The 25,291-nt window shown below is 67.9% G+C and carries 22 protein-coding genes; 11 read left to right on the top strand and 11 right to left on the bottom strand.

All coding sequences use genetic code 11. The annotated features are described in order from the left end of the window. Positions 1-34 precede the first annotated feature (34 nt). The 6 genes from ACW17X_RS03080 to kdsA all read right to left on the bottom strand — a co-directional run bounded on the left by ACW17X_RS03080 (position 35) and on the right by kdsA (position 6,011). A complete protein-coding gene (locus ACW17X_RS03080; protein ID WP_492099607.1) occupies positions 35-493 on the bottom strand; it encodes an NfeD family protein in 459 nt (152 codons plus the stop codon). Positions 494-509: 16 nt separating this feature from the next. Continuing rightward, entirely contained in the window at positions 510-1,490 is a 981-nt protein-coding gene (locus tag ACW17X_RS03075; protein ID WP_492099606.1) for an SPFH domain-containing protein, read from the bottom strand. A 77-nt stretch (positions 1,491-1,567) separates the two neighbouring features. Beyond that, positions 1,568-2,665: a DUF3089 domain-containing protein gene (locus tag ACW17X_RS03070; RefSeq protein ID WP_492099605.1), complete on the bottom strand. Its 1,098-nt coding sequence runs from the start codon at positions 2,663-2,665 to the stop codon at positions 1,568-1,570. Next, the gene (rfaD, locus tag ACW17X_RS03065; RefSeq protein ID WP_492099604.1) at positions 2,662-3,663 is read right to left on the bottom strand and encodes an ADP-glyceromanno-heptose 6-epimerase; all 1,002 of its coding nucleotides are present in this window, start codon (positions 3,661-3,663) and stop codon (positions 2,662-2,664) included. Before rfaD ends, ACW17X_RS03070 begins: the two co-directional genes overlap by 4 nt. Next, positions 3,660-5,114 carry a D-glycero-beta-D-manno-heptose 1-phosphate adenylyltransferase gene (gene rfaE2, locus ACW17X_RS03060; protein WP_492099603.1) on the bottom strand — a complete coding sequence of 485 codons (1,455 nt, stop codon included), beginning with the start codon at positions 5,112-5,114 and terminating at the stop codon, positions 3,660-3,662. The genes rfaD and rfaE2 overlap by 4 nt, the downstream gene beginning before the upstream one ends. 18 nt (positions 5,115-5,132) lie before the next feature. Beyond that, positions 5,133-6,011 (bottom strand): 3-deoxy-8-phosphooctulonate synthase, encoded by an 879-nt coding sequence (gene kdsA / locus ACW17X_RS03055; RefSeq protein ID WP_492099602.1) that lies wholly within the window; start codon positions 6,009-6,011, stop codon positions 5,133-5,135. A 112-nt stretch (positions 6,012-6,123) separates the two neighbouring features. Here kdsA and ACW17X_RS03050 point away from each other — a divergent pair, with 112 nt between their 5' ends. Genes ACW17X_RS03050 through sseA form a run of 3 tightly spaced genes read left to right on the top strand, consistent with a single transcriptional unit; the run spans position 6,124 to position 9,670 of the window. After that, complete coding sequence (locus ACW17X_RS03050; protein ID WP_492099601.1) at positions 6,124-7,575, top strand: cryptochrome/photolyase family protein; 1,452 nt, start codon at positions 6,124-6,126, stop codon at positions 7,573-7,575. A 22-nt stretch (positions 7,576-7,597) separates the two neighbouring features. After that, positions 7,598-8,818 carry a class I SAM-dependent methyltransferase gene (locus ACW17X_RS03045; protein ID WP_492099600.1) on the top strand — a complete coding sequence of 407 codons (1,221 nt, stop codon included), beginning with the start codon at positions 7,598-7,600 and terminating at the stop codon, positions 8,816-8,818. Positions 8,819-8,833: 15 nt separating this feature from the next. Next, the gene (sseA, locus tag ACW17X_RS03040) at positions 8,834-9,670 is read left to right on the top strand and encodes a 3-mercaptopyruvate sulfurtransferase (RefSeq protein WP_492099599.1); all 837 of its coding nucleotides are present in this window, start codon (positions 8,834-8,836) and stop codon (positions 9,668-9,670) included. A 9-nt stretch (positions 9,671-9,679) separates the two neighbouring features. Here the strand turns inward: sseA and ACW17X_RS03035 are convergent, their stop codons facing one another. Together ACW17X_RS03035 and ACW17X_RS03030 are read right to left on the bottom strand one after the other, a co-directional pair. Continuing rightward, on the bottom strand, positions 9,680-11,041 hold the full coding sequence (locus tag ACW17X_RS03035; protein WP_492099598.1) for a dicarboxylate/amino acid:cation symporter: 1,362 nt from the start codon (positions 11,039-11,041) through the stop codon (positions 9,680-9,682). 33 nt (positions 11,042-11,074) lie between these two features. Beyond that, on the bottom strand, positions 11,075-12,169 hold the full coding sequence (locus ACW17X_RS03030; RefSeq protein WP_492099597.1) for an amino acid ABC transporter substrate-binding protein: 1,095 nt from the start codon (positions 12,167-12,169) through the stop codon (positions 11,075-11,077). Positions 12,170-12,250: 81 nt separating this feature from the next. Between ACW17X_RS03030 and metC the strand changes: the two genes are divergently transcribed. The 4 genes from metC to ACW17X_RS03010 all read left to right on the top strand — a co-directional run bounded on the left by metC (position 12,251) and on the right by ACW17X_RS03010 (position 18,396). Then, positions 12,251-13,429 carry a cystathionine beta-lyase gene (gene metC / locus ACW17X_RS03025; protein ID WP_492099596.1) on the top strand — a complete coding sequence of 393 codons (1,179 nt, stop codon included), beginning with the start codon at positions 12,251-12,253 and terminating at the stop codon, positions 13,427-13,429. 23 nt (positions 13,430-13,452) lie between these two features. Then, the gene (locus ACW17X_RS03020; protein WP_492099595.1) at positions 13,453-14,802 is read left to right on the top strand and encodes an O-antigen ligase family protein; all 1,350 of its coding nucleotides are present in this window, start codon (positions 13,453-13,455) and stop codon (positions 14,800-14,802) included. After that, on the top strand, positions 14,777-16,873 hold the full coding sequence (gene parE, locus ACW17X_RS03015) for a DNA topoisomerase IV subunit B (protein ID WP_492099594.1): 2,097 nt from the start codon (positions 14,777-14,779) through the stop codon (positions 16,871-16,873). The genes ACW17X_RS03020 and parE overlap by 26 nt, the downstream gene beginning before the upstream one ends. Before the next feature lie 110 nt (positions 16,874-16,983). Continuing rightward, the gene (locus ACW17X_RS03010; RefSeq protein WP_492099593.1) at positions 16,984-18,396 is read left to right on the top strand and encodes an FAD-binding oxidoreductase; all 1,413 of its coding nucleotides are present in this window, start codon (positions 16,984-16,986) and stop codon (positions 18,394-18,396) included. A gap of 7 nt (positions 18,397-18,403) precedes the next feature. Here ACW17X_RS03010 and ACW17X_RS03005 read toward each other — a convergent pair whose 3' ends face one another. Continuing rightward, the gene (locus ACW17X_RS03005) at positions 18,404-19,606 is read right to left on the bottom strand and encodes an exo-beta-N-acetylmuramidase NamZ family protein (protein WP_492099592.1); all 1,203 of its coding nucleotides are present in this window, start codon (positions 19,604-19,606) and stop codon (positions 18,404-18,406) included. Beyond that, positions 19,603-20,109, bottom strand: coding sequence for a DOMON-like domain-containing protein (locus tag ACW17X_RS03000; RefSeq protein ID WP_492099591.1), 507 nt, complete (start codon positions 20,107-20,109; stop codon positions 19,603-19,605). Before ACW17X_RS03000 ends, ACW17X_RS03005 begins: the two co-directional genes overlap by 4 nt. Positions 20,110-20,307: 198 nt before the next feature. Between ACW17X_RS03000 and tyrS the strand changes: the two genes are divergently transcribed. The 4 genes from tyrS (at position 20,308) to ACW17X_RS02980 (ending at position 24,084) form a co-directional block, all read left to right on the top strand. Further along, entirely contained in the window at positions 20,308-21,561 is a 1,254-nt protein-coding gene (tyrS, locus tag ACW17X_RS02995) for a tyrosine--tRNA ligase (RefSeq protein ID WP_492099590.1), read from the top strand. Positions 21,562-21,698: 137 nt separating this feature from the next. Next, a complete protein-coding gene (locus ACW17X_RS02990; RefSeq protein WP_492099589.1) occupies positions 21,699-22,166 on the top strand; it encodes a peroxiredoxin in 468 nt (155 codons plus the stop codon). 192 nt (positions 22,167-22,358) lie between these two features. After that, positions 22,359-23,507 carry a M23 family metallopeptidase gene (locus tag ACW17X_RS02985; RefSeq protein WP_492099588.1) on the top strand — a complete coding sequence of 383 codons (1,149 nt, stop codon included), beginning with the start codon at positions 22,359-22,361 and terminating at the stop codon, positions 23,505-23,507. Next, complete coding sequence (locus ACW17X_RS02980) at positions 23,488-24,084, top strand: bactofilin family protein (RefSeq protein WP_492099587.1); 597 nt, start codon at positions 23,488-23,490, stop codon at positions 24,082-24,084. Before ACW17X_RS02985 ends, ACW17X_RS02980 begins: the two co-directional genes overlap by 20 nt. Positions 24,085-24,124: 40 nt before the next feature. Here the strand turns inward: ACW17X_RS02980 and prfB are convergent. Next, a protein-coding gene (prfB, locus tag ACW17X_RS02975; protein ID WP_492086863.1) for a peptide chain release factor 2 occupies positions 24,125-25,247 on the bottom strand; the annotation gives its coding sequence in 2 pieces (ribosomal slippage) (positions 24,125-25,177 and positions 25,179-25,247; 1,122 coding nt in all). Positions 25,248-25,291: the final 44 nt, after the last annotated feature.

Genomic DNA, 25,291 nt, shown 5'->3' with positions numbered 1-25,291 from the left:
TCGTGTCACGGCGAAGGTTGCCGACGCCGAGCGCTCAGGTCGCGGGCCGCACCGTCAACAGAGAGCCGCTGACCCCACGGACCACCACATCCTGGCCCACGTCCGGCGCCTCGCCCTCGATCACAGCGGGCCATTCGGCGCCGGAGACGAAGACCCGACCCCGCCCGCCGACGAAGGCCTCGACCACGCGGGCGCGCTGGTCGATCAGTCGACTGTCACGGTCGTTGATGTCTACGCCGTCCGGATTGGCCTTCTGGATCAGGCGTCGCGACAACAAGGTGGCGATGACCGTCAGGACGGCGAAGACCGCGACTTCGCCCGGCAGGCCCAGCCTCACCCCGACCGCCGTCATCACGGCCACCAGCCCCGCAGCGACCGCCGGCCACAACAGCCATTCGGTCGAGAACATCGCTTCGACAGCCAGCAGCAGAACCCCGATGGCCAGCCAGATCCAGAACGGCTGGGCGGCGTACAGATCGGCGACGACGGTCATGATCTAGGCTCCAGAATCAGGCGGTGGGCGGAACGGACGGGCGACGCGGCGCGGCGGCGGGCTTGACCGGGGTCGGGTCCTGCTGCTGCCCCTTGGCCAGGTTCACCATCTCGCCGATGCCGGCGATGGTGCCGACCAGGGCGCCCATTTCGGCGGGCACGATGACGGTCCGCTGTTGCGGGCTGCGGGCCAGTTCGGCGAAGGCCTCGACGTATTTCTGCGCCACGAAATAGTTGATGGCGTTGACGTCGCCCCGCGCGATGGCCTCCGACACCATGGCGGTGGCGCGGGCCTCGGCCTCGGCTTCGCGTTCGCGCGCCTCGGCGTCGCGGAAGGCGGCCTCTTTGCGACCTTCCGATTCGAGGATGGCGGCCTGTTTGGCGCCCTCGGCGCGGGTGATGGCGGCCTGTTTCTCGCCGTCGGCCTCGGTGACCACGGCCCGGCGCTCGCGCTCGGCCTTCATCTGGCGGGCCATGGCGTTGGTCACGTCGGTCGGCGGCGTCAGATCCTTGATCTCGATCCGGTTGACCTTGACGCCCCAGGGCTCGGTCGCCGCATCGATGACGTGCAGCAACCGCGTGTTGATACTGTCGCGCTGGCTCAGCACCTCGTCCAGTTCCATCGACCCGACCACGGTGCGCAGATTGGTCATGCAGAGCTGCGAAATCGCGTAGGGCAGATCATCGACGCGATACGCGGCGCGAGCGGCGTCCATCACCTGGATAAAGACGATGCCATCCACCCGGACCATGGCGTTGTCCTTGGTGATGACTTCCTGAGTCGGAACATCAAGAACCTGCTCCATCATGTTCATCCGCTTGCCGACCCGTTCCACGAACGGGGTCAGGAAGCCGATGCCGGGGCTCAGGGTCTTGGTGTATTTGCCGAAGCGTTCGACTGTGAATTCACGGCCTTGCGGCACGATCTTGATCACGCTGAACAAGAGCGCGATCGCCAGGAACAGCAGCACGCCGGCAAAGATGGTCAGAACGTCCATAGATATCCTCCCTATGCGAGGAGGTTACGCGCGGGGCGCGAGCCGCGCCACCGAAACCGGACGGCGTTCGTCCGATTTCAGCCGGCCGCCTTGGCGTAGATCGCCAGCCGTTGCGCAACATCGGCTTCCAGATCACCGTAGAACAGGTTGTAAGGCCTGGCCTTTCTTCTATCCGCCCAATTGCCGGTTTCGCGGAAGGATTCGAGGTCGGGCCAGGAATGGCGCAACAAACCGTCGCGGCATTGGGTCTCGACTTCCCGTGCCATCAGGGCCGGCCGGGCGCCCCATTCGAGCCCCGTCGCATTGGTCGCCCCCCTTTGCAATCGCGCGGGAATACGGTCTTCGCCCGTCCCGCCGCTGACGGGATTGACGCAGACCGCGGCCCGGCCCTCAAGATTGACCAGTTGTCCCCGATCGTCCCAGACCGTCGCGCGACGCAGGCGACGGTGGGCCGCCCCCTCATCCCGTTCGCCGACCTGGGACCAGGCGACGACACAATGGATCTGGCGCCGATCCGCGCAAGGAGGGATTGAGGCCGGCAGATTCTCGGCGGCGATGATCGTATCCATCAGATAGGCCACGACCAGCCGATCTCGAACCGCCTTATCCGGTGCGATTCGCTCACGGATCAGTCGGTCCAGCAGATCGGCGCCCTGCTCCACCCCCGCCAGGACAATGGGGCCGGACGGATGGCGGGTCAGCCAGGCGTCGAAGGCCGCCAGCACGTCTCCATAGGCGAAGGCGCGGGCCTCGCGGGCATCGTCCCGCAGGGTCAGGCGCGTATAGAGGCTGGCTTGTCGGTAACGCGGCGCGCTGACTGCGCCCGCCCGCGAAAAGGGCCCCGCATAGTTGGGCAGCACGACCCGGTACAGATAGGCGTCGGCCTTGGGGTCGCCGATGGCCCCGTTCCACTCGCGTCCGCCGTTGAAGGTGGTCGAATGGACGAAGAAAACATTCGCCCCCCCCGATCCTGGCGCGCGTGCGTCCAGCAGGGCCCAGGCGCGCGGATCAGCGTAATCGGGCGCCGACGGAGGCTCATAGGTCTGGAACGGCACCTGGGGATCCAGACCGGCGCGCAGGATGTCGCCGCGCCACACCGCGACCGCAGCGGTCAGCAGGAACACCAGGCAGAACCCGATGTAGCCGATCCACTGCCGGGTCGTCAGGCGTCTCATCTGTATGGATCGGGCTGGGCCAGGAAGTTCTGGACGTAGCGACGCACGCCCTCTTCCAGCGGCGTGGACTGGCCCTCGAACCCGGCGGCGCGGATGCGGTCCATACGGGCCTGCGTGAAATACTGGTAGCGGTCGCGGATCGCCTCGGGCATGTCGACATACTGGATCGACGGTTCTTTCCCGGCGGCGGCGAAGGTGGCCTTGGCCAGATCGTCGAACGACCGCGCCTGGCCCGACCCGGCGTTGAACACGCCCGAGACTTCCGGCGACTGCAGCAGAAATTCGATGATGTCGACCACGTCGTCCACATAGACGAAGTCGCGCAACTGGCCGCCGTCGGCATAGTTGGGATTGTGCGACCGGAACAGGCTGACGGTCTCGCCGGCGGCCACCTTGGGCCAGATCTGCGCCACAACCGACTTCATCCCGCCCTTGTGCCCCTCGTTCGGCCCATAGACGTTGAAGAATTTCAGCCCCGCCCACTGGGGCGGCGCCTGGCCGCGATCCGACTGGCGCACTGCATACTGGTCGAACAGCATTTTCGAATAGCCATAGGCGTTTAGCGGCCTCAGCTTCGACAGCGACTCCGCATCGTCATCGTCATTGAACCCGGCCTCTCCGTCGCCGTAGGTCGCCGCCGACGAGGCGTAGATCATCCGCACATTGCGGATCGCGCACCAGTCCCACAGATCGCGCGACAGGGTGAAGTTGGTGCGCAGGATCAGGTCCGCGTCCGGTTCGGTCGTCGAGGAGATGGCGCCCATATGCACCACGGCCTCGATCCGCTCCGCATGACGCTCCAGCTGTTCGAACATCTCTTCCGGCGCCCAGAAGTCGGCGATGGGATGTTTGACCAGATTCTTCCACTTGGCGAGGTCGGCCGTTTCCAGCCGGTCGCACACCACCACATCATAGGCCGTCTCGGCCGTCAGCCGCGCCACGATGTTGGAGCCGATGAAACCGGCCCCGCCCGTCACCACGATCATTCTGGGCGTCATTGCGCGCTTCCCGTCATCTTCTCGATCGTCCGGGTAGTCGAATACCCATCCTTGAATTCCGCCAGACGGACCACCCCGCCCCAGCTCTCGACCAGATCGCCGCCCACCACGCCCTCGCGCGTATAGTCCGCCCCCTTGATCAGCACGTCCGGCCGCAACCGCTCGATCAGGGCGATGGGCGTCGGGTCGTCAAACGACGTCACCCGATCCACGCTGCTCAGGCCGCCGATCACCACGGCGCGACTGTCCAGATCATTGACCGGCCGTCCCTCGCCCTTCAGCCGCCTGACCGAGGCGTCGGTGTTCAGCGCCACCACCAGCCGGTCGCACCATGACCGCGCCTGGGCCAGATAAGCCACATGGCCTCGGTGCAGAATGTCGAAACAGCCGTTGGTGAAGCCGACCTTCAGCCCCTGCCGCCGCCAGGCCTCGACCTCGGCCGCCAGCTCGTCCAGCGGCGTCACCTTGGCCTGGGCCGCTACGGCGTGCTGGCTCAGCTCCGCCTCGATCAGTTCGGACGGCGTGACGACGGCCGTGCCCGCTTTTCCGACCACGACGCCCGAGGCCAGAATAGCGAACTGAACCGCCGTCTCCAGCGAGGCCCCGGCGCCCAGGGCCAGGCCCAGCGAAGCCAGCACCGTGTCCCCGGCGCCGGACACGTCGAACACCTCGCGCGCCCGACCGGGGAAATGCCGCACCGGCCCGTCGCGCCGCGCCAGGCTCATACCCTTGCCCGCTCGAGTGACGATGATGGCCTTCGCCGTCGTCCCCGCCAGCAGGGCCGCCAGCGCCGCCTCGACCTCAGCGTCCGTCTCGACCGGCAGGCCCGTGGCCCCGGCCAGTTCCGACGCGTTAGGCTTGATGACGTCCACCGCCCCATAACGGGCGAAATCCCGCCCCTTGGGATCGACGATGACCGGCGCCCCCGTCTCGCGAGCCGCCTTCAGGGCCGAGGCGATCAAGGCTTCGCCGACCACCCCCTTGGCGTAGTCCGACAGCAGAATGGCGGAGACGCCTGAAAACGCGTCCGTTTCGTTCAGGGGCGCAGCCGCCGCCTCCTCGTCCAGCCGCAACAGCTGCTGGCCCGCCGCCACGAACCGCGTCTTGACGATGGTCGCCGCGCCGACCGGCCTGTCGATGAAATCGACGATCCGCTCCTCGGCGGCGATCAGGTCGCGCAGCTCCACGCCGGCCGCATCCTCGCCCGTCACGGCGCCCAGATGCGCCACACCGCCCAGGGCCGCGACATTGCGCGCCACATTGCCCACGCCGCCGGGCATGGCCGTGGTCCGGCGGGTGCGCAACACCGGGATCGGCGCCTCGGGCGAAATCCGGCTGACCTCGCCATAGACGTAGCGGTCCAGCATCAGGTCGCCGACGCAGGCCGTCTTCAGGTCGCGCACGCGCTCCAGCAGCTGTTGCAGGGCGCCCAGATCGAGGGTGTCAGACATGGGCCCGACCTAGAGGATTCAGGCGGCCTGCGCCACCGGCGCCTTGGCCCCGATCTTGATGGCCAGGTCGTCGAAGGCGATCAGCTGCGCAGCCAGGGCCTCGAACTGGTCCAGCGGCACCATGTTCGGGCCGTCCGACGGGGCGTTGTCGGGATCCGGGTGGGTCTCCATGAAGACCGCGTCCACGCCGACCGAGACGGCGGCGCGGGCCAGAACCGGCACGAACTCGCGCTGGCCGCCCGAAGACGTGCCCTGCCCGCCGGGCTGCTGCACGCTGTGGGTCGCGTCGAACACGACCGGGCAGCCGATGTCGCGCAGCACCGGCAGGGCGCGCATGTCGCTGACCAGAGTGTTGTAGCCGAAGCTGGCGCCCCGCTCGCAGGCCATGACGTTCGGATTGCCGGCCCCCACCACCTTGGCCACGACGTTCTTCATGTCCCAGGGCGCCAGGAACTGGCCCTTCTTGATGTTGATCGCCTTGCCGGTCGCGGCGGCGGCCAGCAACAGGTCGGTCTGGCGGCTCAGGAAGGCCGGGATCTGCAACACGTCGACCACCTCGCCCACCGGGCCGCACTGGGCCTCGGAGTGGACATCGGTCAGGGTCGGCAGGCCGACAGTCTCGCGGATCTCGGCGAAGATCGGCATGGCGTCCTTCAGGCCGATGCCGCGCGCCGCGCTGGCGCTGGTGCGGTTCGCCTTGTCGAAACTGGTCTTGTAGATGATGCCGACGTTCAGCCGCTGGCCGATTTCCTTAAGCGCATGGGCCGTTTCCAGCGCGTGCTGGCGGCTCTCCATCTGGCAAGGTCCGGCGATGAAGGCGATTCGTGCGCTGCCGCCGATGACGACAGGCGTCCGAAGACCTTCGGACAACGTAATGACGGCGTTGGGTCGGCTCACGAGGCGGCTCTTTCGAAGTTCGGGCGTTATGGGAGCGGCGTTTGCCGCAGCTATGAGGCCATCAGGTGGCGCTCGTTCTGGATGAGCGCAAGTTATCATGGAGTTCGCCTGCGTGGCCACCAAGCCTGTCGTCCTTTGGTTTCGCCGCGACCTGCGCCTGAACGACAATCCCGCCCTGTATCACGCCGTCGCCACCGGCCGCCCGATCCTGCCGGTCTTCATCCTGGACCGCGATCCGGATCGTCCGGCCGGTGCCGCCTCGCTGTGGTGGCTGAACAAGTCCCTGCGCGCGCTCGACGCGTCGCTTCAGGAACGCGGCTCGCGGCTGATCCTGCGCCGCGGCGATTCGCTGACCCAGCTTCAGAGTCTCGTTCAGGAAACCGGGGCCGACGCTCTGTTTATGAACCGGCTGTTCGAACCCGCCGCCTTCGCCCGCGACGCTGAGATCGCCCATGAGCTGAAATCGGCCGGCGTCGACTGCCGGGGGTTCAACGGGTCGCTGCTGGCGCGGCCGGGCGCCGTGCTGAACGGATCGGACGCGCCCTACAAGGTCTTCACCCCATTCATGAAGGCCCTGCTGGCCGCCGCCGAGCCGCCGCCGCCCACGCCCGCCCCCCGCCGCATCGACACGCCCGAAGCCGTCCAGACCGAGTCGGTTGACGACTGGGGTCTCCACCCGACCCGCCCCGACTGGTCCCAGGGTTTCGACTGGACGCCGGGCGAGGCCGGCGCCGACGCCGCCCTGTCCGACTTCCTCACACAGGGCCTCAAGACCTACGCCAAGGGCCGCGACCATCCCGCCCTTCCGACCACCAGCCGCCTGTCTCCCCATCTGCACTGGGGCGAGATCAGTCCGTGGCGCGCGGCTCAACAGGCCCAGGACGCGGCGGAAGCCGGCGCCGTTCCGGCGGGCGAGACGGATAAGTTCGTCGCGGAACTGGGCTGGCGCGACTTCTCGGCCCACCTGCTCCACCATTTCCCGACCATGACCGACCGCGCCTTCCGCCCCGAATACGAATCCATGCCCTGGCGCGACGATCCCGAGGGTCTGGAAGCCTGGAAGCGCGGTCGCACCGGCTATCCGCTGGTGGACGCCGGCATGCGTCAACTGTGGACGACCGGCTGGATGCACAACCGCGTGAGGATGGTCGTGGCCTCCTTCCTGGTCAAACATCTGCTGATCGACTGGCGCGAGGGCGAGGCCTGGTTCTGGGACACTCTGGTCGACGCCGACCTGGCCAGCAATGTGCAGAACTGGCAGTGGGTCGCCGGTTCGGGCGCCGACGCCGCCCCCTATTTCCGCATCTTCAACCCCATTACCCAAGGCGAGAAGTTCGACGCCGAGGGCGGCTATGTCCGCCGCTGGGTTCCCGAACTTCGCCGCCTGCCCGATCGCTGGCTCCAGTCGCCCTGGACCGCGCCGCCGGAGGTGCTGCGCGACGTCGGCGTGCGTCTTGGCAAAGACTATCCCCACCCCATCTTGGATCATGCCCAGGCCCGCGCCCGCGCCCTCGACGCCCTGAAGGCCGTCAGCGGCCGAGACGCCGAGGCCGGTCATGACTGACGACGCACAAAGAGGTTCCCACATGAGTGTCGCCACCGTCGATATCGAGGCCGCTGCCGCCCGCACCCCGCGCATGTTCGCCATGCTGCTGCGTCTGCTGGCGTCGAACTGGACCTTCGGCCGTCTGACCGTCCACCTGCCCAATGGCGAGACCCATGTGCTGGACGGCGAACGCCCCGGCCCCAGCGGCGTGCTCGACATCAAGGACTACGGCTTCGCCCGCCGCGTCCTGGCCGCCGGCGACATCGGCTTCGCCGAGGCCTATATGGCCGGCGAGTGGGACAGCCCGCATCTGGCCGCCCTGCTGGAGACCCTGGTCGAGAACTACGACCACATCCGCCGCCTGTTCGACGGCAACTGGCTGATGATGGCGGTCAACTGGCTGGCCCATCGGCGCAATCGCAACAGCAAGATCGGGTCGAAGAAGAATATCCACGCCCACTACGATCTGGGCAACGCCTTCTATCAAACCTGGCTCGACCCCTCGATGACCTATTCGTCGGCCCGGTTCGAGCGGGCGGACGCCCCGCTGGACGCCGCCCAGAAGGCCAAATACGCCGCCCTGGCCCGGATGATGGACCTGAAGCCGGGCATGTCGGTGCTGGAGATTGGCTGCGGCTGGGGCGGTTTCGCCGAGTTCGCCGCCCGCGAGATCGGCGCCCAGGTCACCGGCGTGACGATTTCGAAGGAACAGCACGACTTCGCCCGCCAGCGTCTGTTCAACGCCGGCCTGTCGGACCGCGCGACAATCGACCTGATGGACTATCGCGACGTCCAGGGCCGGTTCGACCGCGTCGCCTCCATCGAAATGTTCGAGGCCGTCGGCATGGAATACTGGCCGACCTATTTCGAAAAGATCCACGACGTCCTGAACCCCGGCGGCCGCGCCGGGCTTCAGATCATCACCATCCAGGAGCCCCTGTTCGAGGAATACAACGCCCGCACCGACTTCATTCAGAAATACGTCTTCCCCGGCGGGATGCTGCCGTCGGAGGAGCGGCTGAAGCCTGTCGTCGCCGCCGCCGGCCTGGCCTGGGGCCCTATCGAACGGTTCGGCCTAGACTATGCCGAGACGCTGAAACTCTGGGACGACCGGTTCCAGGCGGCCTGGGGCGACATCCGCCGCATCGCCGGCTTCGACGAGCGGTTCCGCCGCCTGTGGCGCTTCTACCTGGCCTATTGCGAGGCCGGCTTCCGGTCGCGCCGGACCGACGTGGTGCAACTGGTGCTGGACCGCGCCTGACATTAGGCTGGGGCCATGACCCAGTCCTCCCCCCTAATCTCCACCGACGCCCTCGCCGCCCTGATGGAGGATCCTACGCTGCGGATCGTCGATGGGTCGTGGCATCTGGACGGCCGGGACGCCCAGGCGGACTTCGCCCAGGCCCGACTGCCGGGCGCGGTCTTCTTCGACCTCGAGGCGGTCTCGGACCACGGTTCGGACCTGCCGCACATGTTGCCGAGCGCGGCCGCCTTCGCCGAGGCGGTCGGCGCGCTCGGCATCGCCGCGACCGACACCATCGTCATCTATGACACGGTCGGCCTGCGCTCCGCCCCGCGCGTCTGGTGGACCTTCCGGCTGATGGGGGCGACGAACGTCCGGGTGCTGGACGGCGGCCTGCCGCTCTGGCGGGCCGAAAGGCGGCCTCTGGTCTCGGGTCCGGCGCAGACCCCGCCCCCGGCGTCGTTCGCCGCATCGCGACGCAGCGACGCGGTCGCCGACCTGCCCACCGTACTGGCGGCCCTGACCGGCGAGGCTCAGATTCTGGATGCGCGGCCGGCGGCCCGATTCGCGGGTCAGGCGGCGGAACCCCGGGCCGGCCTGCGCTCCGGCCATATGCCGGGGGCGCTGAACCTGCCGTTCCCCAGCGTGATTGGCGACGACGGCCGGCTTCTGGAGCCTGAGGCGCTACGCGCCCGGTTCACTGAGGCCGGGGTGGCCTTCGACCGTCCGATCATCACCAGCTGCGGCTCGGGCGTCACCGCCGCCATCCTCACCCTGGCCCTCGCCACGCTCGACGTGCCGTCGCGCCTCTACGACGGCTCATGGGCCGAATGGGGGTCTCGAACCGACACCCCCGTCGTCCTTGGCTGAGGTCTGAACTCAGCCAGCAGTCCCGTGCTTAAGGCCGCGTCGGCCAGCGCCCGGCAGGCCGTCGGATTCTATCGGATCGACCGGTTCGATCACTTCATCCTTCTCGCCGCGCGAGACCACCGTGGCCAGCACCAGGTCGCCGGTGACGTTCAGCGTGGTGCGGCACATGTCCAGGAAGCGGTCGACGCCCAGGATCAGGCCGATCCCTTCCGGCGGCACCTTCACCATGACCAGAATCATGGCCACCACCGGCAGCGACCCCGCCGGCACCCCGGCCGTACCGATCCCGCCCAGGATACAGACCAGCATGACGATGACCTGCTGGGTCAGGCTCAGCTCGATGTTGAAGAACTGGGCCAGGAACAGCACCGTCACCCCCTCGAACAGGGCCGTGCCGTTCTGGTTGGCGGTGGCGCCGACGGTCAGGACGAAGCGGGCGATCTTGCGCGGCAGTTTCAGTTCATGCTCGGCCGCCTTCAACGCCACCGGCAGCGAGGCGTTAGACGAGGCTGTGGAGAAGGCCACCACCATGGGCTCGCGCACAGCCCTGAAGAAGGTGATCGGCGAACGGCCGCCCAGGATCCAGATGACCAGCGGATAGACCACGAACATATGGATCGCCATGGCCCCGACGGCGACGCCGACGAAGGCCGCCAGACGCACCAGCAGGTCCCACCCGAACAGGGCGGCCAGGTTGAACATCAGGCAGGCGATGGCGATGGGCGCCAGTTTGATGAAGAGGTTGATCAGCTTCATCGTCACTTCCAGCAGCCCCTCGATCACCTCTTGCAGGCGATCGGTGGCGGGGCTCTTGGCCATGACCAGGCCGATGCCGAAGAACAGGGCGAACACCATCAGCGGCAGGATCTGGTTCTCCGCCGCCGCCGTCACGGCGTTGGAGGGCACCAGCCCCAGGAAGAAGTCGCCCAGCTGGATGCTCTCGGGCGCGTTCTGGACAATACCGGCCGCGCCGTCGCGTCCCTGTTCCAGCAACTGCTGCGCCATGGCGGGATCGACGCCCCGGCCGGGCTGCAACAGATTGACCATGACCAGGCCGATCACCACCGCGATGCCGGACACCAATATGGTCAGCATCAGGGTCTTGATCCCCGCCCGGCCCAGCGAATTCAGGTCGCCCATCTCGGCGACGCCGATCACCAGGGCCGAGAACAGCAGAGGGATGACCATCATGAACAGCAGGCGCAGGAAGATCTGCCCTGCCGGCCCCGTGACATTGTCGGTGACCCAGATCACCCAGGCCGTATCGCCCCCCAGGGTCAGATTGACCCACAGGCCGCCGCCCAGGCCGACGGCGAAGCCCATCAGCATCAGCCAGTGAAGGGCGATGCCCCCGCGTTTGGTCTCGGTCATCTATCCCCCAGGAAAAGACACAAGCTGCGCCGCTTATCGGATTGGCAGACCATAGATCAAGCCGCCAGGCCGTGCGTTCCACTGTGCGTTCAATCCACGCGCCAGGTCGAGCGGCGATTGCGAGCCCAGGTTCCGATCGAAGATCTGTCCATAGTTGCCGACCGCCAGGACGGCGTCCTTGGCCCAGTCGTCCGACAGTCCAAGCATGGCCCCATACTCCCCCTCGACGCCCAGCAAACGCTTGATGCGCGGGTCGTTGGAGCTTTCGGACAGGGCCTCCGCGTTTTCGCGTGTCACCCCCAGTTCTTCGGCCAGAATCACCGCGTTCAGGGTCCACCGCACCAGGGCGATCCAGCGTTCGTCCCCGGCCTTGACCACCGGCCCCAGCGGCTCTTTCGAGACCACGTCTGACAATATCGTGTGCGCCTGCGAATCGGCCAGAACGGTTCGGGCTGCGGCCAAGGCCGAGATGTCGGCGCTGAAGGCGTCGCAATCCTCGCGGCCATAGGCGTCGCGCGCCGCCTCCTCGGTCTCCAACACGACGGGGCGATAGGCGATGCCGCGCGAGCGGAAGAAGTCGTCGGCGTTGGCCTGAGCGTTCGATCCCGCCTGGACGCAGATCCGGGCGCCGTTCAGTTCCGTGGCGCTGGCCAGACTCAGCGACCGCCGCACCAGAAAGCCCTGGCCGTCGTAATAGTTGATCCCCGCGAAGACGAACCCCTCGCCCGCATCCCGGCTCATCGTCCAGGACGAGTTGCGCCACAGCACGTCCACCCGTCCCTCGTTCAGGGCCGCAAACCGGTCCGACGCCGACAGGGGCACGAACCGCACCGCATCCGGATCGTCGAATATGGCCGCCGCCATCGCGCGGCAAAAATCGACGTCAAACCCGCGCCACTGCCCGCGATTGTCCGTATATGCGAAGCCGACCAGCCCCTGATGCACCCCGCAGTTCAGGCGGCCGCGCCGCTTGACGGCGGCCAGGGTCGGACTATCGGGGCGTTCGGTCGCCGTCGTCACGGTCGGGCTCGGAGTCGCGGCCTCCGGGGCCGTATCCGCATCCCGGCGTCCGCACGCCGCCGTCAGCAGCAACGCCGCCCCCAAGGCTCCGATCGTCAAGATCCGCATCGCGTTTCACATCCCTCGCCGCTTGCGCCCCGCTGACTTTAGAGGCCTTTAGGCCCCGATCCGCAACCCATCGGAGAGGCCATGTCGCCGCATTCGGACCGCACCCGCCTGATCTCGTCCGCCACCCGCCGGGGTCAGGGCCGCCGCCCGGTCAATCCGCCCATCGAACGCGCCTCGACCATGCTCAGCGACCGGGCCGAGGCCATTCGGGACGACGCCGACGGCCCCACCTACGGCCTCGACGGCGGCTCCGCCGCGCGCCAGCTGCGCGCCGCCCTGGCCGATCTGGAAGGCGCCGCCGACGCCTTCATCGTCCCGTCCGGCCTCGCCGCCGTCACCGTGCCCCTGCTGGCCCTGACCCGGCCGGGCGATGAGGTGATCGCCACCGACGCCGTCTATGGCCCGTCCCGCCGCTTCCTGGCCCGTTACCAGGCCGCGCGCGGCGTCACGACCCGCTTCCTGCCCGCCGATACGGATGCGGCCGGCCTGATCGCCGCCCTCGGCGAGCGCACCCGCATGGTCCTGATGGAATCGCCCGCCTCGCTCACGTTCGAGATGATCGACGTGGCCGCCGTGGCGTCGGCCTGTCGCGAACGCGGCGTCCTGACGATGCTCGACAACACCTGGGGCGCGGGCCTGGCCTTCAAGCCCCTGGCCCACGGCGTCGATGTCAGCGTCCAGGCCCTGACCAAATATGTCTCCGGCCATTCCGACGTCCTGATGGGCGGGATCGCCGCCAACGACCCCGCCTGTCTGCGCGCCGTCGCCGACACGATCGAGGATCTGGGCTGGCACGTCTCGCCCGACGACGCCTGGCTGGCCCTGCGGGGCCTGCGCACCCTGCCGCTGCGCTATGCCGAACAGGGACGTTCAGGCCTGAGGGTCGCCGAATGGCTGCAGTCCCGGCCCGAGGTGTCGCGCGTCCTCTATCCGCCCCTGCCCGGCGCGGTCGGCCATGATCTGTGGCAGCGGGACTTCACCGGCGCCGCCTCCCTGATGGGCGTGGTGCTGAACGGCGGGACCGAGGCCGCCGCCGGCGCCTTGCTCGACGCTTTCACCCTGTTCGGCATCGGCTATTCCTGGGGCGGGTTCGAAAGCCTGACCACCCACGAGACCCACCAGATGGCCTATCGTGTCGAGCCCCCGGTGCTGGAGGGTGAACTGATCCGCTTCCACATCGGCCTTGAAGACCCCGCCGACCTGATCGCCGACCTCGAACACGGCTTCGCCGCCTTCCGCGCGGCGCTCACCCTTCCTTAAGCGGCCGGGGCGACAGTCGCCCCGTGTATGCCTCACCCGTCCAGATCGATGATTCGGACGCCCCGCCCGCCTGGGAACAGGGGGCGGCGGGCTTTGTCGTCTTCATGCTGACCGGCGCCCTGTTCGCCCCCGTCATCGCACCGGACCAGGGCGAGACCCCGATCCTTCGCCTGCTCTGGCTGCCGGTCTACGCCGTCACCCTGGGCCTGATCCTGTTCCGTTTCGAAAAGGTCGTCCGCGCCTGGCCCGCCTGGCTGATGGTCGGCGGCCTGGTCGGCCTGGCCTATGTCTCGCAATACTGGTCCATCGATCCCGGCGTCACCGACCGGCGCGTCATCGCTCTGGCGATCAACAGCGCCTTCGCCGTCTATCTGGGCGCCGTCTTCCGGGGCGTCGCCCTGCCGCGCGTCCTGATGCACTCCTGTCTGGTCATGGCGGTCGGCAGCCTGATCATGGTCTTCGCCTTTCCCCGCATCGGGGTTCATCAGTTCGACAACGCCGGCCTGTGGCGCGGACTCTGGTACGAAAAGAACCAGATGGGCCTGGTCATGGTGGTCGGCGCCGTCTCTGCCGCCGCCTGCCTCGCCGCCGATCATCTGGCCCAGAACGGCCGCAAGCCCTGGGTCGCCGTCGTCACCTTCGCCCTGACCACCCTCCTGGTTGTGGCCACCCAGTCCAAGACCTCGCTGCTGTGCTGGATGTTGGGCGTCGGCATGGTCGGCGGCTGGTGGACGCTGAAACAGGGCGGCGCGGCCGTCACTGTCGCGGCCGTCTGGCTCGGCGTGGTGACCGCCGCCGTCGGCGCCTGGGTCTGGAACACCAATTCCGCCGCCATTCTCGAGGCCCTGGGCAAGGACCCCTCCCTGACCGGCCGGACCCTGATCTGGGAGGCCCTGATGCGCAAGGTCGCCGACCGCCCCTGGACCGGCTACGGCTTCAGCGCCTTCTGGGGCAAGGACTCCATCCCGGCGCGCGAAATCCGGCTCGAGACCCAGTGGCCCGTCCCCAGCGCCCACAACGGATGGATCGATCTGCTGGTCCAGCTGGGCTGGCCCGGCGCCGTGGCGGTCGGCGCCCTGATGCTGACGGCGGCGATCCTGATTCTCATCCGTCTGAACGGCATGGGCGCCCGCGAGGGGTTCTGGAGCCTCGGCTATATGGCGGGCTTCTTTGTCCTCAGCCTGTCCGAGAGCGTCCTGCTGACCCACGCCAACCTGCCGTGGATCCTGATGCTGGCGATTCTGGCCCGCGCCGTGACCTTCGATCCGGTCCCGGTGCGACCGCCGCTTGCTCGACCGGCGACACGGGCCTACCAGAACCGGCTCCGAATCGCCTCAGACTATGTGAATGGCCGCAGACCTCTTCGCTTTTGACGACACGCCCGACGCTCCCAAGCCCGAGGCTCCCAAACCTGTCGCGGCGCTCCCGCCCCAGGCCGCGCCCGCGCCTGCGTCAAAACCGGTCCCGTCGCCCGTCGCCGCAACCGCGACGCCGGCGCCGACCGCCGGCGCCCAGAACGCCTATTCCGCCTCATCCATCGAGGTGCTGGAAGGGCTCGAGCCCGTCCGCAAACGCCCCGGCATGTATATCGGCGGCACCGACGAACGCGCCCTGCACCACCTGTTCGCCGAAGTCCTCGACAATGCGATGGACGAGGCCGTGGCCCGCCACGCCAAGCTGATCACGGTCGAGCTGGACGCCGACGGCTATCTGGCCGTCCGCGACGACGGCCGGGGCATCCCCGTCGACCCCCACCCCAAACACCCGGGCAAGTCGGCGCTGGAGGTGGTGATGACCGTCCTCCACTCGGGCGGCAAATTCTCGGGCAAGGCCTATGAGACCTCGGGCGGCCTGCACGGCGTCGGCGTCTCGGTCGTCAACGCCCTGTCCGAACATCTGGATGTCGTCGTCTGGCGCGACGGCTTCGAGTGGAAACAGTCCTTCTCGCGCGGCAATGTCCTGGGCCCGATCCAGCAGGTTCAGCCGTCCAAGAAGCGCGGCACCCTGATCCGCTTCAAGCCGGACGACGAGATCTTCGGCATGGGCGCGGCCTTCAAGCCCGCCCGCCTGTTCCGCATGGCCCGCTCCAAGGCCTATCTGTTCCGCGGCGTCGAGATCAAATGGACCTGCGCGCCCGAGCGGATCACCGACGCCACCCCGACCCAGGCCCTGCTCCACTTCCCCGGCGGCCTGGCCGACGCCCTGACCGACCGGATCGGCGAGCTGGAAACCGTCACCCCCACCTTCGCCGGCCGCGCCGAGCGTCAGGGCGAGGCGGGCGCCTTTGAATGGGCCGTCACCTGGTCGCCCATCGGCTTCGGCGAGGCCGACGGCTTCATCCAGTCCTACTGCAACACCGTCTCCACCCCCGACGGCGGCACCCACGAGGCCGGCTTCCGCGCCGCCCTGGTCAAGGGTCTGAAATCTTACGGCGAACTGACCAACGAAAAGCGCGCCGCCATCATCACGGCCGAGGACGTCACCGCCAACGCCGGCGCCCTGATCAGCGTCTTCATCCGCAATCCCGAGTTCCAGGGCCAGACCAAGGACCGCCTGTCCTCACCAGAGGGCGCTCGTCTGGTCGAACAGCTGCTGCGCGACCCGCTGGACCACTGGCTGACCGAAAGCCCCAAACAGGCGAACGCCCTGCTCGGCTTCGTCGTCGATCGCGCCGAAGACCGCCTGCGCCGCCGCAAGGACAAGGAGGTCCAGCGCGCCGCCGCCACCCGCAAGCTGCGCCTGCCGGGCAAGCTGTCGGACTGCAGCCGTCAATCGGCCCAGGGCACCGAACTCTTCATCGTCGAAGGCGATTCGGCCGGCGGCTCGGCCAAACAGGCGCGCGACCGCACCACCCAGGCCATCCTTCCCCTGCGCGGCAAGATCCTGAACGTCGCCTCGGCGACGGCCGACAAGCTGCGCCAGAATATCGAACTGTCCGACCTGGCCCTGGCCCTGGGCGTCCAGCCCGGCAACCGGTTCAACATCGACGACCTGCGCTACGAGCGGATCGTCATCATGACCGACGCCGACGTGGACGGCGCCCATATCGCGGCCCTGCTGATCACCTTCTTCTACCGGGTCATGCCCGAGACGATTCGCCAGGGCCGTGTCTTCATGGCCCTGCCGCCCCTGTACCGGATCTCCGCCGGCCCCTTGAGCGAATACGCCCGCGACGACGCCCACCGCGACGAACTGCTGGCCACCGTCTTCAAGGGCAAGAAGACCGAGATCGGCCGGTTCAAGGGCCTCGGCGAAATGATGGCCTCCCAGCTGAAGGAGACCACCATGGACCCCAAGAAGCGCACCCTGGCGCGGATCACCGTCCCCGACGCCGAAACCAGCGTCGAAGACCTGGTCGAACGCCTGATGGGCAAGCGCGCCGACGCCCGCTTCCAGTTCATCCAGGAAAACGCCCAGTTCGTGAAGGAAGACCTGGACGTCTGAGGCGTCCGCCATCTTCAGTTTTCGTCATCCTCGGGACAAGCCCGAGGATGACGGCCTTTGATGGGCGAAAACGCCTTCCCACGTCCCGCGCCCCCTGACAAAAGGGGGCCATGAGCACGCCCGCCCCCTCTCCCGCCGTTCTGGACGAACTGAAGGCCGCCCTCGGTCCAGGCGGCTGGACCCAGGATCCCGAGGTCATCGCCCCGCACCTGACCGAATGGCGCAACCGCTGGACCGGCGACACCCCCATCCTGCTGACCCCGCGCTCGACCGAGGAAACGGCCAGGGCCGTGACGATCTGCGCCCGTGAAGGCGTCGCCATCACGCCCCAGGGCGGCGGCACCGGCCTGGTCGGCGGCCAGATCCCCTTCGGCGAGGTCCTGCTGTCCACCCGCAAGATGCGCGCCGTCCGCGACGTCACCCCCCTGGACGACGCCATGACGGTCGAGGCCGGCCTGACCCTGCTGGAGGCGCAACAGGCGGCGACGGCGGCAGGCCGCTATTTCCCGCTCAGCCTCGCGGCGGAAGGGTCGGCCACAATAGGCGGCGTCATCTCCACCAACGCCGGCGGCACCCAGGTGCTGCGCTACGGCATGATGCGCGACCTGGTGCTGGGCCTCGAAGCCGTCATGCCCAATGGCGAGATCTTCCGGGGCCTGAAGCGCCTGCGCAAGGACAACACCGGCTACGACCTGAAACAGCTGCTGATCGGCGCCGAGGGCACATTGGGCGTCGTCACCGCCGCCACCCTGAAACTCTTCCCCATCATGCGCTCGCGCGCCGTCGCCGTCGTCGGCCTGGAGACAGCCGCCGCCTCGGTCGAGCTTCTGGCCCGCGCCAAGGCCGAGACCGGCGGCGGGGTCGAGGCGTTCGAGCTGATGAAGCGGCTGGGCATGGAACTGGTGCTCAAGAACATCCCCGACACCCGCGAACCGCTGGACTCGACCCCCGACTGGTACGTCCTGATCGAGATCGCCTCCGGCACGCCCGGCAGCGCCGAGGCCCAGATGGAGGCCCTGCTGGAGGTCGCCTTCGAGCAAGGCCTGATCACCGACGCCGCCATCGCCCAGAACGACGCCCAGCGCGCCGCCTTCTGGCGTCTGCGCGAAGAACATTCGGCGGCGCTCAAGCCCGAGGGCGGCGGCTGGAAACACGACGTCTCGGTCCCCATCAGCCGCATCGCCGAATTCATCGACGAAGCCTCGGCCGCCGTCGAACGCTTCCACCCCGGCGCCCGCATCTCGGTCTTCGGCCACGTCGGCGACGGCAATCTGCACTACGACATCCTGCCCGGCGTGGGTCAGGACATCCCCGCCTTCATCGGTCGCTGGAAGGAAGGCTCGCAAGTGGTTCACGACGTTGTCGGAACCTACGACGGCTCCATCTCCGCCGAACACGGGCTGGGCCGGCTGAAGACCGAGGAGGTCAAACGCTACAAATCCCCCCTCGAGATCGAGACCATGGCCGCGATCCGCCGCGCCATCGACCCCAAGCGCATCATGAACCCCGCGGTGCTGTTCTAGCGCCGGGTCAATACAGCAGGAACCCCCGTCGGACCTCTTCCCACGCCGCCTCGTCCGGCTGCGTCGCCGCATCCAGATCGCCCGGCGTCGCCGCCGCGTCGTCCACCCATTCCCGCAGCCCCGGCCCGCCGTTGATCACATCGATGGGCAGTTTCCCAAACGCATACTCGTACGGGAAATCCCGCCACAGATCATAGTCGGGATACAGCCGCCGGATCGCCTTGAACCCCAGGGCCTGCACCCGCCACGGCTTGAAGGCCGCATGGTCATAGCCGGGGTGATCGACATGGATCTGCACCCCGCTGCACAGTTTCCCGACATGCTTATGGAAGGTCGGCTCGAACCACATGTCGCGCAGCACGCAGCCGCCCAGCCACTCCGGCGCCAGAACGTGCATTTCCGCGATCACCGCCCGCGCATCGATGTCCGGCGCCCCGAACAGCTCCAGCGGCCGGGTCGTGCCCCGCCCCTCCGACAGGGTCGCCCCCTCCAGCATCACCGTCCCGGCATAGGCCCGCGCCATCGACAGGTTCGGCGCATTCGGGCTGGGATTGACCCAGGCCCGCTCGCCCAGCGGCCAGCCGAAGCCCGGCCCCGCCTCGGGCGCCCAGCCCTGCATCTCCACGACGCGATAATCCACATCCAGCTTGAACTGGTCGATGAACCACAGGCCCAGTTCGCCCAGGGTCATCCCGTGCCGCATCGGCATCGGCCCCGCCCCGACGAAACTCTCCCAGCCGGGCTTCAGCGTCTGCCCCTCGACCGGCCGCCCTGCCGGATTGGGCCGATCCAGCACCCACACCGACTTGCCGTGTTTCGCCGCCGCCTCCAGCACATACAGAAGCGTGGTCACATAGGTGTAGATGCGGCAGCCCAGGTCTTGCAGGTCGATCAGGACGACGTCGAACGTCTCCATCCATTCGTCCCTGGGCCGGCGCACCTCGCCGTACAGGCTGAAGACCGGAAACCCGTGCACCGGATCGCGATAATCCGGGCTCTCCATCATATTGTCCTGAAGGTCGCCCTTCATCCCGTGTTGCGGCCCGAAGGCGGCGGTGAGGTTGATCTCGGGACAGGCGGCGAGGGCGTCCACCGCATGACCCAGATCCTTCGTCACCGAGGCCGGATGCGCCAGCAACGCCACGCGCCGCCCCTTCAGCTGCGCCCTCAGGGCGTCGTCGGACAGCAGGCGGTCGAGACCGAAATTCATGGCAGTTCCAGCGCGAACGAGTCGGGATGATGAAAGTCCGGCTTATCCGATGGATGGGCCAGGGCCCAATAGGCGATCGCCCCGTCCAGCCCCTCGATCACCGCCGTCAGGCCGACGACGCCCGTCGCATCCTCCGGCAGCTCCACATCGACCGTCAGCCCGAACCGCCCGGGCGCCATCCGCGTCACGATGAAGGGCGGCGCAATCTCCAGCGCCCGCATCCCCTCGCGATAGCCGTCGAACCGATAGGCCGCCCACGCCCCCGACGGCGACAGATTATATTCGACATAGCCGTCCGCCGTCCGCACGAAGGCCTCGAAACAGGTCGTCCGCCAAAGCTCGTCCGTCCGCGCCCGCGCCGCCGCCTGCGGCCAACGCACAAACTCGACCGGCCCGGCCAGGACATATTCCAGGCTCAACACCCGCCCCGCCCGCCGCGCCTCGACCTCCAGCGTCAGCCCAGCGGGGGAACAGGTCGGGTGCGGGATCAGGGGCAGACGCATCCGTCCTTCGTAGCGAAGGCTTGACGCCGGTCAACGCTGCGCCTTATCCAGAACCCATGTTCGCCGCCCGCGCCATCGCCGGCCTGTATTACCGCCCGCTGTAAGCGAGCGGCCCGCGAACACGCGCCGCCTTCGCTGGCGACGCGCTCTTCGGAAATGGAAGACGACCGCCGGCATCCCTGCTAACGGAGCCCCGCCATGACCGAACAAGCCTTCAAATCCGACTTCCTCCGCACCCTCCAGGCGCGCGGCTACATTCACCAGATCACCCATCCGGTCGAGCTGGATGCGGCGGCGGCCGACGGCGTGGTTGCCGGCTACATCGGCTTCGACGCCACCGCCCCGTCGCTGCACGTGGGCAGCCTGATCCAGATCATGATGTTGCGCCGGCTCCAGCAGGCGGGCGGCAAGCCCATCGTCCTGATGGGCGGCGGCACCACCAAGGTCGGCGACCCGACCGGCAAGGACACGTCGCGCCCCCAGCTGACCGAAGAGACGATCCAGTCGAACATCGACTCGATCCAGACGGTCTTCGCCAAATTCCTGACCTTCGGCGACGGCCCGACCGAAGCGGTCATGGTCAACAACGACGACTGGCTGTCGGGCTACGGCTACATCCAGTTCCTGCGCGACTTCGGCACGCATTTCACCGTCAACCGGATGCTGAGCTTCGATTCCGTCAAGCTGCGGCTCGAGCGCGAGCAGCCGATGACCTTCCTCGAGTTCAACTACATGCTGATGCAGTCGGTGGACTTCCTGGAGCTGAACCGCGCCCTGAAGGTGACCTTGCAAATGGGCGGGTCGGACCAGTGGGGCAATATCACCTCGGGCGTCGATCTGGTGCGTCGGGTGGATCAGAAGGCCGCCTTCGGCCTGACCACCCCGCTGTTGACCACGGCCTCGGGCGGCAAGATGGGCAAGACCGCCCAGGGCGCCGTCTGGCTGAACGCCGAACAGCTGAGCCCCTATGACTACTGGCAGTTCTGGCGCAACGCCGAGGACGCCGACGTCGGCCGCTTCATGCGCCTGTTCACCGACCTGAGCCTGGAGCAGATCGCCGAATACGAGGCCCTGGAGGGCGCGGCCATCAACGACGCCAAGAAGGCCCTCGCCGACGCCGCCACCACCCTGCTGCACGGCGCCGACGAAGCCGCCAAGGCCCGCGCCGCCGCCGAGACCGCCTTCGAAAAGGGTCAGGTCTCCGCCGATCTGCCGACCGTCGAACTGCCGTCGGCCGAGGTCTACGGCGCCATGATCGCCGCCGTCGTCACCAAGGCCGGCCTGACCGCATCCAACGGCGAGGCCCGCCGCCTGGCCCAGGGCGGTGGCCTGCGCCTGAATGACGCCGCCGTGGCCGACGGTGCCCAGTTGCTGACCGAGGCCGACCTCAAGGACGGCGTGATCAAGCTGGCGGCCGGCAAGAAGAAGATCGTTCTGGTTTGCCCGATCTGATCCCGCTCATCCCGGCGAGGCTCGGGCCCCAGGGCTTGGCAAGCTTCGCCGGGCTAGGCGTCCGCTGCGCCTGATCCGACGTATTGTCGCGCGACAGAACCAGCCCCGGCTTTCGCCGGACCCATTCAGAGTATGAAATGTCCGCTGCCGAAGGCCAGCCCGCCCCCGCCCTAGACCTGCCGACCGACAACGGCGGCCGGGTCTCCCTCATTGCCCTCAAGGGCAAGCCCGCCGTCGTCTATTTCTATCCCAAGGACGACACGACCGGCTGCACCCGCGAGGCCCAGGACTTCACCGCCCTGGCGGCCGACTTCGCCGCCCTGGGCGTGCCCGTCATCGGGGTGTCCAAGGACACGGTGAAGAAGCACGACAAGTTCAAGGCCAAATACGACCTTGCCGTAACCCTGGCCTCTGACGAGGACGGCGTCGCCTGCGAGGCCTGGGGCGTCTGGGTGGAGAAGAAGCTGTACGGCCGCGAATATATGGGGATCGAACGCGCCACCTTCCTGATCGACGCCGACGGTCGGGTGGCCAAGGCCTGGCGCAATGTGAAGGTGGCCGACCACGCCGCCGCCGTTCTGGACGCCGCCCGCGCCCTCGGCTGACGGCTCCCCGCCGGCCCGACACCCAGCCGGTTGAAAAGCCGATTCGTGAATTCCCCTTGAACGCGAGTCTCAATCAACAATCGCGTGATAATGCCGTTTTAGCGCCATAATCGTGGTTAACGGGCGCTAAACAGTCTTGCCCGTGTCATCGTTGCACCGGATAAACCTCACCTCGACGTGGGGGCGTTGCTTATGAGTGTGCAAGAACAATCGCAGGAACCATCCTGGCACGAACGTTTCTTGCCGGTGCGCTACCTGTACCTTCGCAGCCATGACGACATCCGCGCCTACGCCCTGACCGCCCGGCGACAGGTGATGATCGCTCTCTTGGCCGTCGCCGCCCTGGGCTGGTCGCTGATGGCCTCCGGCGCCTTCCTGTTCGACCTGATCGCCCAGCACCGGTCCGACGCCGAGGTCATCCGCGCCCGCGCCGCCTCCGAACGCCTCAACGCCGATCTTCAGGCCCGGCTGGAAAGCGCCGTGGTGCGCATGTCGGCCGCCAACGGATCGCTGGAGCAGACTGCGGCGATGATCGAGCGGCGCCACGCCGCCCTGACCAATGTCATGGCCGACTTCCACGGCGTCGAAGGGGCGGAAAAGGCCCTGGCCCCGACCCCCATCCCTGCGTCCGCCACCCCGATCCAGCGGATCCTGGCGGTGCGCCTCGACCAGGAACGGTTGCTGGACCGCGCCGAGGACTTCGCCCAGACCCGGGCCGAGCGCCTGCGCGTCGCCTTCCGCCTGGCCGGCCTCAACCCCTCCGCCTATGTCGCTGCCTCCGGCCCCCTAGGCGGTCCGCTGGTCGAGGCGCGCGATCCCCGCGCCCTTGCGGCCATCCTCGACGTGGATGAACCCTTCGCCATCCGAATTCGCCACGCCGCCACCAATCTGCATGAGATGCGGGCCCTGACCGACGCCGCCAAGGGCCTGCCGTTCAAACGCCCGACCCAGGCGCGCACCACCTCCGGCTACGGCGTTCGCTTCGATCCGTTCAACGGCCGCCCCGCCATCCATCAGGGCCAGGACTTCGCCGCCCCTCTGAACACGCCGATCTACGCCACCGCCCCCGGCGTCGTGTCCTTCGCTGGCGTTCGTTCAGGCTATGGCAATACTGTTGAGCTAGACCATGGACGCGGTTTCAAGACGCGCTACGCCCATCTCAACGTCCTGGGGGTCAAGCCCGGCCAGTCGGTCGCGCTCGGCCAACGCATCGGCGCGATGGGCACGACGGGCCGCTCCACGGGCGTCCACCTCCATTACGAAGTCTGGCTGAACGGCCGACCCCAGAACCCCGCACGCTTCCTCAGAGCAGGAGATCAACTTGTTCAACAAGACCAATAAAACCCCCGCCCCGGCGCCGTCGCCTCGGCCGAGCGCGCCCGTCATTCCGCCGCTTCCGGACATGCCGTCCGCGCCCCGCGCCGGCGTTGCCCCGCCCACGCCCTCGCCTGTCCCGACCGGCCGCGGCCTGTCGACCCTGTCGTCGGACCTCGTGTTCGAAGGCAACGTCTCCGGCGCCGGCGACCTTCAGATCGACGGCCAGGTCAAGGGCGACGTCCGTGTCGGCCGCCTGATCGTCGGCGAGACCGGCGCGGTCGAGGGCAATGTCCAGGCCGACTATATCGAGGTGCGCGGCCGTATCGTCGGCGGCGTCCAGGGCAAACAGGTCAAACTGGTCGCCACCGCCTATGTCGACGGCGACATCACCGCCGAACAGCTGTCGATCGACGTCGGCGCCTTCTTCCAGGGGCGCGTCGCCCAGGGCCAGCGCCAGGCCCCGGCGCCCGCCGCCGTCACCCCGGTCGCGCCGCAAGCGGCGCCTGCGCCCATCGCCAGCCCCGCGTCGCCGGCTCCGGTGATCGTCGCCTCGGCTTCGGACGCCTCGTCCGACAAGCCGGCTGAAAAGGCCGCGGTCTGAACGAAACGTCTCCTCCCCATCACGGATGGGGAGGAGGCCTTCAGTCCACGTTCGATCCGCGCGTCTCGCCGACCCGCGCCGCCAGGGCCGCGCCCATGAAGGCGTCCAGATCGCCGTCCAGCACCCCTTGGGTGTCCGAGGTCTCGACCTCGGTCCGCAGGTCCTTCACCATCTGATACGGCTGCAGCACATAGGATCGGATCTGGTGACCCCAGCCGATGTCCGTCTTGGCGTCCGCCAGGGCCTGAGCCGCCGCCTCGCGCTTCTGCAGTTCCAGCTCGTACAGCCGCGCCCGCAGCATCTTCCACGCCATCTCGCGGTTCTGGTGCTGCGACCGGCCGGCCTGACAGGCCACGACCGTATTGGTCGGAACGTGGGTCAGGCGCACGGCTGAGTCGGTCTTGTTGATGTGCTGACCGCCGGCGCCCGAGGCGCGATAGGTGTCGGTGCGCACGTCGGACGGATTGATGTCGATCTCGATCGTGTCGTCCACGACCGGCGACACCCCGATGGAGGCGAAGCTGGTGTGCCGCTTGGCCGCCGCGTCATAGGGGCTGATCCGCACCAGACGGTGCACGCCCGATTCCGACTTCAGCCAGCCATAGGCGTTGGGCCCGGCGACCAGGATGGTGGCCGACTTTACCCCCGCCTGTTCGCCTTCTTCATAGGCCTCGATCGTGACCTCATAGCCGTGCGCCTTGGCCCAGCGGGAATACATCCGCAGCAGCATCCCGGCCCAGTCGTTCGACTCGGTGCCGCCGGCGCCGGAGTTCACTTCCAGATAGGCGTCGTTGCCGTCGGCCTCGCCGGACAGCAGGGCCTCCAGCTCGGCCCGCGCCGCACGGTCCTTGATGCCGCGCAGCGACGCGCGCGCGTCTTCCAGCGCGCCCTCGTCGCCTTCCTCATCCGCCATCTCGGCCAGCATAACCCCGTCCTCGAGGTCCTGCTCCATCGCCTTGACGGTGTTGATCTTGGCTTCCAGCTGCGAGCGATCGCGGCTGACGGCCTGGGCTTCGTCGGGCTTGTCCCACAGCGTCGGGTCTTCGACCCGCGCGTTCAGCTCATCGAGCTTTCTTAGAGCGACATCCCAGTCAAAGACGCCTCCTGAGCAGAGCGACGCTCTGCTCGATGTCGGCCTTCATGGCCTCGACATCCGGTCTCATCGCAATCTCCCAGCGACACAAGGCCCTCAAGCAGCGAAGCCCGC

The organism is Brevundimonas sp. FV1ye4L, assembly GCF_058681255.1.
Note: the sequence above shows the minus strand (reverse complement) of the source record. Positions and strands in the feature narration are given on the sequence as shown.